Raw genomic sequence first — 14,638 nt, 5'->3', positions numbered from 1 at the left:
CAGGACCGATCAGCCGTAGACCGGGTACTTGCGGCACTGCGCGCTGACCGCATCACGCACGCGGGCGATGACGGCGTCATCGGCCGGTGCGTCAAGCACGTCGGCGATCCAGTTGGCCAGGTCCACGCAGTCCTGTTCGACGTAACCGCGGGTGGTCACCGCCGGGGTGCCCAGGCGCAGGCCCGAGGTCACGAACGGCGAACGCGGGTCGTTCGGCACCGAGTTCTTGTTGACGGTGATGTGGGCCTTGCCCAGTGCGGCTTCCGCGTCCTTGCCGGACACGTCCTTGCCGATCATGTCGACCAGCATCAGGTGGTTCTGGGTGCCGCCGGAAACGATCTTGTAGCCACGTGCGATGAGCGTGTTGGCCATCGCCTGGGCGTTCTTCACCACCTGCTGCTGGTAGGCCTTGAAGCCCGGCTCCAGCGCTTCCTTGAAGGCCACGGCCTTGCCGGCGATGACGTGCATCAGCGGACCGCCCTGGATGCCCGGGAACACGATCGACTGCAGCTTCTTGACTAGGTCTTCGTCGGCGCCCTTGGCGACGATGATGCCGCCGCGCGGGCCGCGCAGGGTCTTGTGGGTGGTCGAGGTGACCACGTGGGCGTGTTCCAGCGGGCTCGGGTAGACGCCAGCGGCGACCAGGCCGGCCACGTGGGCCATGTCGACGAACAGGTAGGCACCGACCTTGTCGGCGATGGCGCGGAAGCGCGCCCAGTCGATCACCTGCGAGTAGGCCGAGAAGCCGGCCACGACCATCTTCGGCTTGTGCTCCAGGGCGAGGCGCTCGACTTCGTCGTAATCGATCAAGCCCTGGTCGTTCACGCCGTACTGCACGGCGTTGAACAGCTTGCCGGAAGCATTCACCTTGGCACCGTGGGTGAGGTGGCCGCCGTGGGCCAGGCTCATGCCGAGGATGGTGTCGCCCGGCTGCAGCAGGGCGAAGTACACGGCCTGGTTGGCCTGCGAGCCGCTGTGCGGCTGCACGTTGGCGTAGTCCGCGCCGAACAGCTGCTTGAGGCGGTCGATGGCCAGCTGCTCGGCGATGTCCACGTATTCGCAGCCACCGTAGTAGCGCTTGCCCGGGTAGCCTTCGGCGTACTTGTTGGTCAGCTGGCTGCCCTGGGCTTCCATCACCGCCGGGCTGGTGTAGTTCTCGCTGGCGATCAGCTCGACGTGGTCTTCCTGGCGCTGTGTCTCAGCGGCAATGGCCTTGGCCAGTTCGGGATCGTAGGATTCGATGCGGACGTCACGCGGGAACATCGGGTACTCCAGCAGGCAGGGAAAGGGGGTACGACTCAGCCCTCGATTGTAGCCCCGCACCGGCCTGCTGGGGCCGAAACGGACGGGGCCGGCATCCCCGAAGGAATCCGGCCCCGTATGGTTTCGCCTGCCGTGTCAGTAGCCCCACGCCATGCGTGGACCAGACCGCCGGCTCAGCGGCCGCTGAGCACGTACTGGGCGATCACGCCGGTGGCGATGGCCACCAGCAGCATGTTGCCGCGGTCATCGCGGATCCAGTGGTGGCCATACGGCGGGCGGCGCAGGTGGTAGCGCGGGTAGTCGTTCACCACGTAGACCGGGCCGGAGTAGTAGTTGCGATAGGGCGAACCGACGCGCCAGCCGTAGCTGCCATAGCGCGGCGGCGGTGCCGGCCGATAGACCACCCGCGGCGGTGCCGGGCGGTAGTAGCGGTCGTGGTCGCGGTGCCAGTCGCGGCGGTCACGCTCCCAGTCACGCCGGGCCGCGCGGCGGTCGCGCTCCCAGTCACGGCGGTCCTGGCGCCACTCGCGGCGGTCTTCGCGCCACTCACGGCGGTCGCGGTGGTCGTTGTCGGCGAAGGCCGGGGCGACGGCACCCAACGCCAGCACAGAGGCTACGGCGCCGGCCATTACTCGATTGATGCGCATGTCAGACCTCTGCTTGAGTGGGTGGTGGTGAGCCCATATTGCGCACTTGATCTGAACCGTTTCCAGCTGGAAACGCTTCCCGTTTCAGGACTGTGACCGGGTATTCAGGCGATAGCCAGCCCGGCGCCCCCTGCCCGGCGCGGCCCGGAACCGGTTCCGGCTATAATTAGCAGTACACCTTTTCAGTCTGTGCCCGCTGCCGCAACGGGATGTTCCCGTGACGGACCGGGCGCAGGGCCGCGCCTACGGAGACCTCATGTCCTCGCAATACATCTACACCATGAACCGCGTGTCCAAGGTGGTCCCGCCCAAGCGGCAGATCATCAAGGACATCTCGCTGTCCTTCTTCCCGGGCGCGAAGATCGGCCTGCTGGGCCTGAACGGCGCCGGCAAGTCCACCGTGCTGAAGATCATGGCCGGCGTGGACACCGATTTCGAGGGCGAAGCCCGCCCGCAGCCGGGCATCAAGGTCGGCTACCTGGCGCAGGAACCGGAACTGGACCCGACCAAGACCGTGCGTGAAGCGGTCGAGGAAGGCGTGGGCGAAGTGCTGCAGGCCCAGGCCGCGCTGGACGCGGTGTACCTGGCCTATGCCGAGGAAGGCGCCGACTTCGACGCGCTGGCCAAGGAACAGGAACGCCTGGAGGCGATCCTGGCCGCCGGCGACGCGCACACCCTGGAAAACCAGCTGGACGTGGCCGCCGATGCGCTGCGCCTGCCGCCGTGGGATGCCGTGGTCGGCAAGCTGTCCGGTGGTGAGAAGCGCCGCGTGGCGCTGTGCCGCCTGCTGCTGCAGAAGCCGGACATGCTGCTGCTCGACGAACCGACCAACCACCTCGACGCTGAGTCGGTGGAGTGGCTGGAACAGTTCCTGGCGCGCTACACCGGCACCGTCGTGGCGGTCACCCATGATCGCTACTTCCTGGACAACGCCGCCGAGTGGATCCTGGAACTGGACCGCGGCCGCGGCATTCCGTGGAAGGGCAACTACACCGACTGGCTGACCCAGAAGGACGAGCGCCTGAAGCAGGAAGACAACCAGGAAAAGGCTCGCCAGAAGGCGATCCAGAAGGAACTGGAGTGGTCGCGCCAGAACGCCAAGGGCGGCCGCACCAAGGGCAAGGCCCGTCTGGCCCGCCTGGAAGAGCTGCAGTCGGTCGATTACCAGAAGCGCAACGAGACCAATGAAATCTTCATCCCGCCGGGCGAGCGCCTGGGCAATGCGGTGATGGAGTTCAAGAACGTCTCCAAGAAGTTCGGCGACCGCCTGCTGTTCGACAACCTGAGCTTCCTGGTGCCGGCTGGCGCCATCGTCGGCATCATCGGCCCGAACGGTGCCGGTAAGTCGACCCTGTTCAAGATGATCACCGGCCAGGAAAAGCCGGACACCGGCGAGATCGTGGTCGGCCCGACCGTGAAGCTGTCCTACGTGGACCAGAGCCGCGACGCGCTGGAAGGCAACCACAACGTCTTCCAGGAGATCGCGGGCGGCCTGGACATCCTCAACATCAACGGCATCGAGATCCAGTCGCGCGCCTACATCGGCCGCTTCAACTTCAAGGGCCAGGACCAGCAGAAGATGGTCGGTTCGCTGTCCGGTGGTGAGCGTGGCCGCCTGCACATGGCCAAGACCCTGCTGCAGGGTGGCAACGTGCTGCTGCTCGACGAACCGTCCAACGACCTGGACATCGAAACCCTGCGCGCGCTGGAAGATGCGCTGCTGGAGTTCCCGGGCAACACCTTCGTCATTTCGCATGACCGCTGGTTCCTGGATCGCATCGCGACCCACATCCTGGCGTTCGAAGGCGACTCGCACGTGGAGTTCTTCCAGGGCAACTACCGCGAGTACGAAGAAGACAAGCGCCGCCGCATGGGCGACGACGCTGCGCCGAAGCGCCTGCGCTTCAAGGCGCTGAAGTAAGGCAACAGGAAAGGCCGCGCTCGCGCGGCCTTTCTTCTTCTATGGGTCGCCCGCTTGCTGGCGACACCTTTGCGAGATTTCCCCATGCCCCTGTTCGAACGCCTGTTCCAGCTGCAGCAGCACGGCACCACCGTGCGCACCGAGCTGCTGGCCGGTGTCACCACCTTCCTGACGATGTCCTACATCGTCTTCGTGAACCCCGAGATCCTCGGCACCACCGGCATGGATGCCGGTGCAGTGTTCGTGGCCACCTGCCTGGCCGCCGCGCTGGGTTCGGCGGTGATGGCACTGGCCGCCAACTTCCCGGTTGGCATGGCACCGGGCATGGGCCTGAACGCGTTCTTTGCCTTCACCGTGGTCGGCGCTGCCGGCCTGCCGTGGCAGCAGGCGCTGGGTGCGGTGTTCATCTCTGGCCTGGTGTTCCTGGTGCTGTCGCTGACCGGCGTGCGCGCGTGGCTGGTATCGGGCATTCCGGCATCACTGCGTTCGGCGATCGTGGCCGGCATCGGCCTGTTCCTGGCGATCATCGCGCTGCAGAAATCCGGCGTGATCGTCGGCAATGAAGACACGCTGGTGGCGCTGGGCCCGTTGAACACCGCGCCGCCGCTGCTGGCACTGGCCGGCTTCCTGCTGATCGCGGTGCTGGAAGCACGCCGCATCCGTGGCGCGATCCTGATCGGCATCCTGGCGGTGACGGCCGCAGGCTGGGCACTGGGTGATGTGCAGTACCAGGGCCTGGTGTCGCTGCCACCGAGCCTGGCCCCGACCTTCCTGCAGCTGGACCTGCCTGGCCTGCTGCACCACGACGGCGGCGCGCCGATCGCGGTGCTGCTGCAGGTGGTGCTGGTGTTCGTGCTGGTGGAGGTGTTCGATGCCACCGGCACGCTGTATGGCGTGGTCGGCCGTGCGGGCCTGCTGAAGCTGCCGGGCGCGCAGAAGCGTTTCGGTCGTGCACTGCTGGCCGACAGCACCGCGATCGTCGCCGGTTCGTTGCTCGGCACCAGCAGCACCACCGCCTTTGCCGAAAGCGCCTCGGGCGTGCAGGTGGGCGGCCGCACCGGCCTGACCGCGCTGGTGGTGTCGGCGTTGTTCCTGGCCGCGCTGCTGTTCTCGCCGCTGGCGGCGATGGTGCCCAGCTATGCCACCGCGCCGGCGCTGCTGTTCGTGGCCGGATTGATGCTGCGCGAACTGGTGGAAGTGGACTGGAGCGACCTGACCGAATCGGTGCCGGCCGCGCTGTGTGCGCTGGCGATGCCGTTCACCTACTCGATTGCCAACGGCCTGGCGTTCGGCTTCATCGCCTACGCCGCGCTGAAGGCGGGCACCGGCCGCTGGCGCGAAGTGCACCCGGCGGTGTGGCTGGTGGCGGTGCTGTTCACCCTGCGCTACGCGCTGGAGTAAGCGGCGCCGGCATGCACCCGGCCCTGCAGCGCGCGCGGCTCACCAGCGCGGCTGCAGCCTGCCATCGGCGTTGAAGCGCCAGCGCCCTTCGGCCCAGCCCAGCCCGAACAGGCTGAGCATCTGCGAGTAGTACGCCGGGGCATCGGCGCGCTGCTGCTCGGCGCTGGGCACGCTGGCCTGCAGTGCACGGGCGCGCTCGTTTTCTCCCTGGGCCAGCAGATACGGCAGCAACGCCGCGCGGAAGCCGTAGTTGCCTTCGCCCTGCCCCTGCCCGCTGCGGGTGTCGATCTTTTCCCACATGGCGGCGCCACTACGCAGGCGCTGCAGCGGGCCAGACAATGCGGCCAACTGCGGCCGGAACAGCGGATCGCGCGGCGCGGTCATGCCGGCCCAGGCGTAGCAGCGGATCGCATCGTAGCTGCCGACCGCACCCTTCACCGGGTCGGCCACGAAACCGCCGGCCTGCCAGGCCGTCCAGTCCGGCGCGAACCCGTGCGGGCTGCTCTGCTGCAGCATCCGCAGCGTGTTTGCCGCCAGTGCCGGCCACGGCCCCTTGCGGTCAACCGATGCAAACCGTCGCAGCAGCGGCAACGGCAGATAGCTGGGATTGATGCGGGTCGCATCGCCTTCGACGAAGCCCTGCGGGCCGGGCAGCAGCATCGGCCCCAGCCCCGGCAGCTGCACGATCTCGCGCTCGCGCACCTGCTGCAGCATGCCTTCGGCGATGGCCTGCAACGCCGGACGCCGCCACAGGCGCGCACCTTCCAGCAGCGCATAGGCCAGCCACAGATCAGAATCAGACGCGGGGTTGCTGTCCAGTACCTGCCAGCCCCCTTTGGCATCCCGTCCCCACAGCCAGGCCGGCAGGTGCTGGCGCATGTCACCGCCGGCCAGGTTGTCCTGCGTCCAGGCCAGGATGCGATCGAACAGGGTCTGGTCATTGGCGACCAGCGCAAAGAACAGTGCATACGACTGCCCTTCGGAGGTGCTGCGCTGATCGTCCTGGCTGCGATCGATCATGCGCCCGTCGCGGCTCAGGCTGCTGTCGAGCAGCACCTGCCACGCGGGCCAGCGCGATGCCGATGGCGCCGGTTGCGCCTGCGCGGCACCCCAGCCGAGCAGCGGCACTGCCGCGGCGGCCTGCAGCAGGCGCCGGCGGTGCAGGTCAGCGGAATTCGCCATAGGGCACCAACGGAGAGACCGGCAACGGCAGGTTGCCCTGCCAGGGTTTGAAGGTATAGCGCAGATAGAGCTGGAACGAGTTCGGCGAGAAGTCGCGGCTGCGCTGCAGGGTACCGGCGGCGCCGAGTACGAAGTGGTCACCCAGCCGGCGCTCCACCGCACCGTACAGACGGTAGCCGGTGCCGGTGCTCTTGCTGTCGCCGGTGTACAGGCCTGCCTGGTCCAGTGTCAGCGGGCCGTACTGCGGTTCCAGCTGTGCGATCACGCGTTCGATCAGCGCCTGATCCGGGTAACGGCTGATCGAGGACGTCCGCGCGCTGGACACGCTGACCGATCCATCCAGGCGTACCGACCAGTTGTCGTTGCGCCAGGCGAAGCTCACCGGCAGGCTCAGCGATGCATAGCGCTGCGGGCTGTAATAGCCGCCCTGGCCCAGCGAGTAACCGCCCAGATCCTTCTGGTAACGCCAGTACATCGCGGTGGTACCGACATCCAGGCGCATGTCGGTGCGCTGGATCAGCTTGTGGTACCAGCCAACCATCGCACGGGCGCGCGTGTTGTCCACCACGTTCTCGCCGGTCAGGCGATGCCAGCTCCAGTTCGACCAGACGCCATTGCGGCCGCCCTGGTCGTAGCCCAGGCTGAAGGTCAGGCCATTGGCGGTGACACCGCCCCAGCGGATGCCGCTGCGCGGGTCGTATGCACCGGCCTGCGACAGCAGCGAATTGGTCATCGGCCGCCGCGATACGGTGGCTCCCCAGCCGAAACGGCCCAGGTCTCCATTGACGGTAAGGCCGCCGAGCCAGTTGCCGACCGCATAGTTGGACGGGGTATGGCCGATATCGAAATTCCAGCGATCGTCGAGCGTGCGCCAGCCGACGGCGAAGCCGGCACCGGACGTGCGTTGCTGATGCACGAACCGGGTGCAGCCCGGTGCACGCAGGCGCGTGCCGTCGGCCTGGATCAGGTCCAGATCGCAGCTGCCGAAGTCTTCGTCGTAGGCGCCGTTGGCATCGGTCTGGAAGCGCCCGGCATCGAACTGCACCTGCTCGATGCGCGCCCAGCCCAGTCCACCGGCGAACGGCGCGTCGAGGTGCGCGATGCGGGTATCACGCGACAGCCGCGAGATGCCCGGCGTGCCATCGCTGCGGCGACCCGTATCCTGCATCACGGTCAGGGTGGGATTTTCCTGCTGGTACAGGGTTTCGACATCACTGCGCAGGCTGCGACGCAGCCAGTCGTCGCCTGCGGTCTCGCGGCTGGCCAGGGTCAGCGCGCGGTTGTCGCGCGGTGCTGCCTGTGCCGGTGCCAGCAGCCCGTTGTCGGCCATGGCCTGCGCGTACATGTCCAACGCCTGCTGCGGATCGTCACGGCGAACCAGCCGGGCGGCGTCGCGCCAGGACTGTGCATCGGGCGCAGTCCGGCGTGCCAACAGCGCACGCAGGATCGCAAGCGCCTTCGCGTCCTCGCGCAGGTCGGTCCAGATGGTGGCGAGCTGGCGCTGCTGCCCCGTGGCTTCATCGGCAACCTGGGGCGGTGCATCCTGCATCTGGCGGCGTGCGCTGGCCAGGTCGCCGCTGCCGATCCAGGCCTGGATCCGGCCCAGCTGCGCATCGACGTTGTCCGGCTGTGCGGCCAGCACGCGCTGGTAGTAGTGCAGTGCCTGCGCGTGGTCACCGCGCAGGCGGGCCCACTCGGCCAGCAGCATGTCGTTGTCGGTGCTGGGCGGTTGCTGCAGCAACAGGGCGATGGCCTCGGCCTCCCTGCCCTGCGCGCGCAGCTCCCACAGATGGTCGGTCAGCTGCTGCCGGTGCAAGCGCGCAGACAGCGCGCGGATGTCATCGTCCCACTGCGCCTGGGGCAGTGCATCGAGCACGGCCAGTGCCTGCGGCAGGCGATCGGACCCGGACAGGTACAGCGCCTGCGCATAACGCGCCTCTGCACTGCCGTTGCGCCGGGCCATGTCGGCCACCACAGCATCGGCGTCCTGCTCCCGGCCTGCCGCACGCAGCTCGTTGCCGAGGGCATAGGCCAGCCAGGCATCATCGGGCAGTTCCACACGCAGCTGCGTTCCCAGTTCGATGGCCGTGGCGGCGTCACCGGCGGCCAGCGCCTGCTCACGGCGTTCGCGCAGCCGCGTGATCTGCAGCTGGCGCAGGTCTTCGGCATACAGCTTGCGCTGTGCGGCGGGCAGCGCGTTGATGAAGGCCTCCAGCCGCTGCGGATCGGTGCGGCCATACAGCTGCACCAGCTTGCGCACCACGTTGGCATCGTTGGGCGCGATCCGCCGCGCACTCTGCAGCTGGCGTTCGGCAGCCGCATCGTCACCGCGCGCGACGGCGACGTCGACCAGCCCCAGCGCGGCATTGACGTCGCGCGGCTGCTGCCGCCGTGCCTGGGCGTACAGGCGCTCGGCCTCGTCCAGGCGGCCCGCCTTCAGCGCGGCATCGGCCTGGTCCAGCTGCAGCCAGTAGCGGGTGCTGGCGATCAGGTCACGCCACTTGTCATTGCTGTCGCCGGCCGGTGTCGCCTGCACCGCGCGCTGGAAGTAGGTGATGGCCTGCTCGCGGCGGCCCTGGCGCATCAACGCCATGCCCAGCCCGCCAAGCAGGCCTGGCTCGCGTGGATAGCCTCGCAGCGCCTGCAGGAAGGCACGCTCGGCGTCTTCATTGCGGCCCGCGTCCAGCAGCTGCTGGCCGCGCAGCCCGGCACGCCAGGCCGGGTCACTGACCCGCTTGTGCTGGTCCGCGTAGCGCTCGCGCACCAGTGCGATGTCGGCAAACGTGGGATTGCGGGTGATGAAGTCCTGCAGGCGGCGCACGCTGCGTTCGTCGGCCGGCTGGTCCTTCAGATAGGCCCATTCGGCGTCGGCGGCCATGCCGCGTGCTTCCGGATTGCGCCCCATGCGCTGCAGCGCCGCCAGTGCCTCGCTGTCGCGGCCAGCGGCGAACAGCAGCTGCGACAGTGCCTGCAGCAGGGTGACATTGCCCGGGTAGCTGCGATCCAGCTCGGTGAGCGCACGGATCGCCGGTGCACGGCCTTCGGCCTGGGTACCGCGAAGCCGCCAGTATTCCAGGCCCAGCTGCAGGCCCGGCGGATCGTCGTTGAACAGGCGCCGGTAGATCGCCAGTGCTTCCTCGCTGCGACCACCGGCGGCGAACAGGCGGGCCTGCTGCAGTTCCTGCTGCAGGTCGCCGCGATAGGCCTGCCACAGGCGTTCGCCGGCCGCCAGCTCGCGGCTGCCTGCGCCGATCTGGCGCAGCCGTGCCAGCGTGGCTTCGGCATCGTCCAGCTTCTGCTGCGACAACTGCACTTCCAGGATCGCCACCAGCGTGCCGCGATCATCCGGTGCCAGCATCCGCAGCCGCGCCAGCGCGTCTTCGATCAGGCTCTGGCGGCCGGTGGCCTCGCCGATGCGCACCTGCTGCAGCAGCCACTGGCGTTGCTCGGCCACCGTGCCTCCCGGTGTGGCCGGCAATGCCTGCGCCGCGCACGGGCCGGCGCCGGCCAGTCCCAGCAGGACCAGCCCCGACGCCGTCACCAGCGGGTGCCGCACGCGCGCCATCAGTGCCCCGGATCCAGGCGCTTGGCGGCCACCCAGCGCAGCGTGCGCCACAGCAGGAAGGCGAACATCAGCACCACCAGCGTGGCCAGCACCGCCAGCAATGCGGGATGGTCGGCCAGGTGGTACCACAGCAGCAGCCACCACGGCAGCGCGCCAACGTAGTAGTGCTCACCCACGAACTGGCTGTGGATGCCAGACGTGCGCAGGATCGCCACCGAGCCGGCAATCGCCTCGCGCTTGCCGGTATCGCTGAGCGCGTCGTCGAGCAGGCCATAGTCCGCGGCATTGCTGGCGGCCAGCGAAACGATGCTGCGCTGGGCATGATGCGGCGACTGCATGCCGATGATCGCGGCAAACGGTGCCTGCGCGGTCACCGCAACCTCGGTCACCGCCGGGTCGCCATCACGGCTGCCACGCCGTGCCTGCTCCATCGCCTGCTGCGGCGAAGGCGACTGGCCGTTCAGCAGCCGCGTGCGCTGGTCATCGATCAGCAGCGAAAGCTGTTGGCTGCCGCGCAACTCGGCCGGCAAGGCGCCCAGCATCAGCAGGTCCGCATCCAATGCGCTGGCCTGCTTCCAGTCATCGGACAGGCGCAGGCCGTAGGCGGGGTAGCCGGTCTGCACGCCCAGGCCACCCACCAGGTTCAGCAGCAGGCTGACCTGCGCCTCGCTGGCAGCGGGCGGCACCAGCACGACGGTCTCGGACAGGTCGGCCATGCGGGTGAAGGGGAAACCGCTCAGGGCGAATGCAGACAGGTCCGGCAGGCCCATGTAGTGATGGAAGCCGGAGAAGTCGATGGTTGAATCTTCCTCGATCGCCGCCTGCAGGTTCGGTGGCAGCACGGTCTGGCAATGATCGCGCTGCGCGCTGCCCATCACGCTGGCGAAGTTGAAGTCGAAGCGCAGCTGGTTGCGGTCACCCAGCTTGAGTGCAGGAATCAGCAGGCGGCCATCGTCGGCCCCGGCATCACCGGCCAGCACCGGCAGACGGATCTCTTCCAGGCCCTGCTTGCCGGTGCGCCGCACCAGCGGGAAGCTGGAAATGAACTGATCGTTGATCGCAACGCCCAGCCGCGACTCGTCGCTGCCGAAGGGCGGCGTGTAGCGGTAGCGCAGGTTCAGCGGAATGCCCTGGTTGCGCCAGATGAACAGATCCGGCGGCAGGTTGAGGTTGACCGTGATCGGCTGCGGCGACACGCCGTTGGCATGCAGCTGCTGCGGATAGTCCAGCAGTTCGGCCAGGCGCACGGCGCGGTCGGTGCGCACCCAGTTCGGGGCGTCGTACGGCTTGCGCGGGGCCAGCGGCTTGATCTCATCAATGCTGACCTGGCGCCCACGGAACAGCACGTTGCCGGCCGCCATCGCGGCCACCGCCTTCTGCAGGTCGTCATCGTTGCGGCCCAGCACCAGCAGCAGCTTGCGCTGCGGGTCGTCCGGCAGTGCCATCAACTCGATCACCGGGCCCTTCACCGGCGCGTGGTTGCCGATCACCGCGGGGAACTTCCCGTTCACGGCGAGCACCACTGCGTGGCCCTTCTCGGGCAGCGCGCCGAAGCTCACCGGGAACCGCGCCTGCCGCCACCAGCCGGCGAGGCTGCCGAAGTACGACGACATCACCGCCGCCGCGCGCTGCTGTGCCAGGCTCGGGGTACCGGCGAACACCACCGGCAGTTCGAGCCGCGCGGTGTCGCGCGGATCGAAGAACGGCAGCGGAAAGTTCGCCAGGTCGTCCTGCATCGCCAGCGGCTGCCCGCCCAGGCGCAGGGTGCTGTTGCTGGACAGGTTGACCCACAGCGAACTGTGCGTGGGTTCTTCGCAGATGTCGGTGTAGTGGCCGACGAACTCCAGCCGCACCTGGTTGAAGTCGGCGATCAGCCGCGCATCCAGCGGCAGCTTGGCCTGCACCGGGCGGCCCAGCTGATCGTTGCTGATCGGCACCACGCCCATCATCGCGTCGTTGAGGTAGACCCGCAGATGCGACAGGGTCGGCAGCAACGACGGCGAAGGCGTGAAGCTCAGGTCCAGCTCCGCATCGCGCACCAGGCGGTCGCGGCGAACCTGGAACTCGAACGTGGTGGCGTTGCGCACGCCGGACAGCAGGGTGTCCTGGCGACGCCCCAGCTGGGCGAACGTGCTCTGCCGCTGCCAGGGCCAGGCGCTGCCGGTCCAGGTCTGTGTCAGCGCCGCTGCCTCGGCCGGAACCGCGGGGGTGGCCGAGGTTGTGGTCGCCGCAGGCGGCGCTGCCACCGGTGCGGCATTCGCCGGTGCGGGCGGCGGCACCGGAACCGGGGCAGGTGCGCTGTTGCCGGATGCCACCGGCAGGGCCAGCAGGGGCAACAGCAGCCAGCGCAGAGAAGACGGAATGCTCATGGACGAAGCCCTGGATCAGCGGCTGGGTCAGCCGGGTGGGAAGGAAGCGGACGTTGCGGGGCAAAGCTGGCGAGCCATCGCAGCAGGCGACGATTCCAGTGTGCCGGGCGGTCGAGGTCGAACGGAGTGAAATCGCCCATCCGGCGGTAACCGCGCCAGCCCAGGACCAGCACGCTCCACAGGCTGCGCGGCAGGCTCTTGGGTTGATAGCCGGCATGCCAGTCGAGCCACGCGTCCGCGCGCGCGAACGTGCACTGGGCGAACTCCACGCGCTGGCGCTCGTCCTCGAACAGCAGCAGCAGGCCCAAGCGGTGGCCGACGGTGCGCTGCACGCGCGCCGGGAAAGCGAATTCACGCCGGCCACGCCCCAGCAGCACCTGTACCTGCTGGCCTTCGGCGAGCTGGGCATCTTCGCCCAGCTCGACGCCAACGCCATCGTTGGAGTAGTCCTGCAGCACGCCACGCAGGCGCCGGCCATCGGGAATCTCCAGCGCCATCGGCAGGCGGGTGGTGACGCGATGGGTGCGCCGCACCTGCTGCACCTCGGCGGCCACGGCCAGCGCTCCGCCGATGATCAGCAGGTTGTACAGCACCCACAGCGAGCTGACGACCACTGTGCCGCGTTCATCGGCCGGCCCGTGCATGAACCGCCACACCGCAAAGCACAGGCCCAGCACGTTCAGCAGTGCCAGCACCAGATAGGGCCGCGCCACCCGCCAGTCGAAGCGGTCACCGGCCTGGGTGCCGCCCTTGTCGGTGACGTTGAACTTGCCGCGCCCCGGGCTGAACAGTGCCACCGTGGTGGGACGTGCGATGTACCAGGCCAGCACGGTCTCATACACCTCGCCCCAGAACGGGCGGCGGTACTTGCCCTGGATGCGGGCATTGGTGAGGCTGGCATGGGCCATGTGCGGCACCACGAACAGCAGGATGGCCAGCGCCGGGGCGTAGATGATGTAGACGTGCAGCAGCAGGAACGCCAGCGGCGCGGTCAGGAATACCAGCCGCGGGATGCCGGCAAGAAAATGCAGCATGGCATTGGCATAGCAGAAGCGCTGGAACAGGCTCAGGCCCTTGCCCAGCAATGGGTTGTCGATGCGGAAGATCTGCACCATGCCGCGCGCCCAGCGGATGCGCTGGTTGACGTGCGCGCCGAGGCTGTCGGTGGCCAGCCCGGCCGCCTGCGGGATGCGCAGGTAAGCCGAATTCCAGCCCTTGCGGTGCAGGCGCAGTGCGGTATGCGCATCTTCGGTGACGGTCTCGGTGGCGAAGCCGCCGATCGCATCGATGGCCTCGCGCCGCAGCACCGCGCAGGAGCCACAGAAGAAAGCCGCGTTCCACAGATCGTTGCCGTCCTGCACCAGCCCGTAGAACAGCTCGCCCTCGTTGGGATCGCTGCGGAACACCTGCAGGTTGCGCTCGAACGGGTCGGCGGAGAAGAAGTGATGCGGGGTCTGCACCAGCGCCAGCTTCGGGTCACGCAGGAACCAGCCACAGGTGATCTGCAGGAACGAGCGCACCGGCAGATGGTCACTGTCGAAGATCGCCACCAGCTCGCCATCGATCAAGGTGAGCGCATGGTTGAGATTGCCGGCCTTGGCGTGGCGGTTGTCGGTACGGGTGATGTAGTTCACCCCGGCGCGCTCGGCGAAGGCACGGAACTCCTCGCGCTTGCCGTCATCCAGGATGTGGATGCGCAGTTTGTCCGCAGGCCAGTCCAGGCCCATCGCGGCGTATACGGTATGCCGTACCAGCGCCAGGTCTTCGTTGTAGGTGGGAATCAGCACGTCCACCGTCGGCCATTGCCGTACGTCGGCCGGCAGCGGCGCAGGTCGCCGGCGCAACGGCCAGGCCACCTGCACGTAGCCCAGCATCAGCACCAGCCAGGAGTAGGTTTCCGCAGCCAGCAGGATCACGCCGCAGACCAGGTCGAAGGTGCTGTTCCAGTTCAGGGTGGCGGTGTAGCGCCACCACAGGTAGCGGCAGGAGACGGTGATCGACAGCACCACCAGCACCAGCGTGGCGTAGCGGCCCTGCATGCGCCGCACCAGCAGGGCGATGACCCACAGCAGCAGCACGAACACGAACTGCGCGACGTAGGTGAACGGCTGGGTGATGCACAGCGCCGCCAGCCCGAGCGTGATCAAGCCGATCAGCAGCGTCAGCAGATGGCGCGAGCGCGGCGACAGGGCGCGGACACGCTGCCCGAACCAGCCTGCGAAACGGCTGTTCCAGAATTCGCTGGGCGCATCGCTCATCGCCCGCAGATAGCGCAGGCGGCCTCGGCCTG

Annotated in this window: 8 protein-coding genes; 2 read left to right on the top strand and 6 right to left on the bottom strand. The window is 68.2% G+C overall.

All coding sequences use genetic code 11. From position 1 onward, the window contains the following. Window positions 1-9: 9 nt before the first annotated feature. Window positions 10-1,263 (bottom strand): serine hydroxymethyltransferase, encoded by a 1,254-nt coding sequence (gene glyA, locus VN11_RS03045; protein WP_008266020.1) that lies wholly within the window; start codon window positions 1,261-1,263, stop codon window positions 10-12. Between the two features lie 173 nt (window positions 1,264-1,436). After that, window positions 1,437-1,910, bottom strand: coding sequence for an RcnB family protein (locus tag VN11_RS03040; RefSeq protein WP_053448771.1), 474 nt, complete (start codon window positions 1,908-1,910; stop codon window positions 1,437-1,439). A 256-nt stretch (window positions 1,911-2,166) separates the two neighbouring features. On the opposite strand from VN11_RS03040, the gene ettA reads away from it, so the two are divergent. Then, window positions 2,167-3,831 (top strand): energy-dependent translational throttle protein EttA, encoded by a 1,665-nt coding sequence (gene ettA / locus VN11_RS03035; protein WP_005412220.1) that lies wholly within the window; start codon window positions 2,167-2,169, stop codon window positions 3,829-3,831. 84 nt (window positions 3,832-3,915) lie between these two features. Continuing rightward, window positions 3,916-5,232 (top strand): NCS2 family permease, encoded by a 1,317-nt coding sequence (locus VN11_RS03030; protein ID WP_004154176.1) that lies wholly within the window; start codon window positions 3,916-3,918, stop codon window positions 5,230-5,232. Between the two features lie 39 nt (window positions 5,233-5,271). On the opposite strand, the gene bcsZ is transcribed toward VN11_RS03030, so the two are convergent. Genes bcsZ through bcsA form a run of 4 tightly spaced genes read right to left on the bottom strand, consistent with a single transcriptional unit; the run spans window position 5,272 to window position 14,606 of the window. Then, window positions 5,272-6,414, bottom strand: coding sequence for a cellulose synthase complex periplasmic endoglucanase BcsZ (gene bcsZ, locus VN11_RS03025; RefSeq protein ID WP_053448770.1), 1,143 nt, complete (start codon window positions 6,412-6,414; stop codon window positions 5,272-5,274). Continuing rightward, window positions 6,398-9,979 (bottom strand): cellulose synthase complex outer membrane protein BcsC, encoded by a 3,582-nt coding sequence (gene bcsC / locus VN11_RS03020; RefSeq protein WP_053448769.1) that lies wholly within the window; start codon window positions 9,977-9,979, stop codon window positions 6,398-6,400. The genes bcsZ and bcsC overlap by 17 nt, the downstream gene beginning before the upstream one ends. Beyond that, window positions 9,979-12,348: a cellulose biosynthesis cyclic di-GMP-binding regulatory protein BcsB gene (gene bcsB / locus VN11_RS03015; protein ID WP_053448768.1), complete on the bottom strand. Its 2,370-nt coding sequence runs from the start codon at window positions 12,346-12,348 to the stop codon at window positions 9,979-9,981. The genes bcsC and bcsB overlap by 1 nt, the downstream gene beginning before the upstream one ends. Beyond that, window positions 12,345-14,606 (bottom strand): UDP-forming cellulose synthase catalytic subunit, encoded by a 2,262-nt coding sequence (gene bcsA, locus VN11_RS03010; protein WP_238581849.1) that lies wholly within the window; start codon window positions 14,604-14,606, stop codon window positions 12,345-12,347. The genes bcsB and bcsA overlap by 4 nt, the downstream gene beginning before the upstream one ends. Window positions 14,607-14,638 lie beyond the last annotated feature (32 nt).

This window comes from Stenotrophomonas maltophilia (assembly GCF_001274595.1).
Lineage (GTDB): Bacteria > Pseudomonadota > Gammaproteobacteria > Xanthomonadales > Xanthomonadaceae > Stenotrophomonas > Stenotrophomonas forensis.
This window is presented reverse-complemented; position numbering and strand designations above follow the sequence as displayed.

Excerpts from the sequence above, each read along its gene's own strand:
- VN11_RS03040 (WP_053448771.1), bottom strand. The coding sequence starts at position 1,910 with ATGCGCATCAATCGAGTAATGGCCGGCGCCGTAGCCTCTGTGCTGGCG.
- bcsC (WP_053448769.1), bottom strand. The coding sequence starts at position 9,979 with ATGGCGCGCGTGCGGCACCCGCTGGTGACGGCGTCGGGGCTGGTCCTG.
- VN11_RS03030 (WP_004154176.1), top strand. The coding sequence starts at position 3,916 with ATGCCCCTGTTCGAACGCCTGTTCCAGCTGCAGCAGCACGGCACCACC.
- bcsB (WP_053448768.1), bottom strand. The coding sequence starts at position 12,348 with ATGAGCATTCCGTCTTCTCTGCGCTGGCTGCTGTTGCCCCTGCTGGCC.
- bcsZ (WP_053448770.1), bottom strand. The coding sequence starts at position 6,414 with ATGGCGAATTCCGCTGACCTGCACCGCCGGCGCCTGCTGCAGGCCGCC.
- glyA (WP_008266020.1), bottom strand. The coding sequence starts at position 1,263 with ATGTTCCCGCGTGACGTCCGCATCGAATCCTACGATCCCGAACTGGCC.
- bcsA (WP_238581849.1), bottom strand. The coding sequence starts at position 14,606 with ATGAGCGATGCGCCCAGCGAATTCTGGAACAGCCGTTTCGCAGGCTGG.
- ettA (WP_005412220.1), top strand. The coding sequence starts at position 2,167 with ATGTCCTCGCAATACATCTACACCATGAACCGCGTGTCCAAGGTGGTC.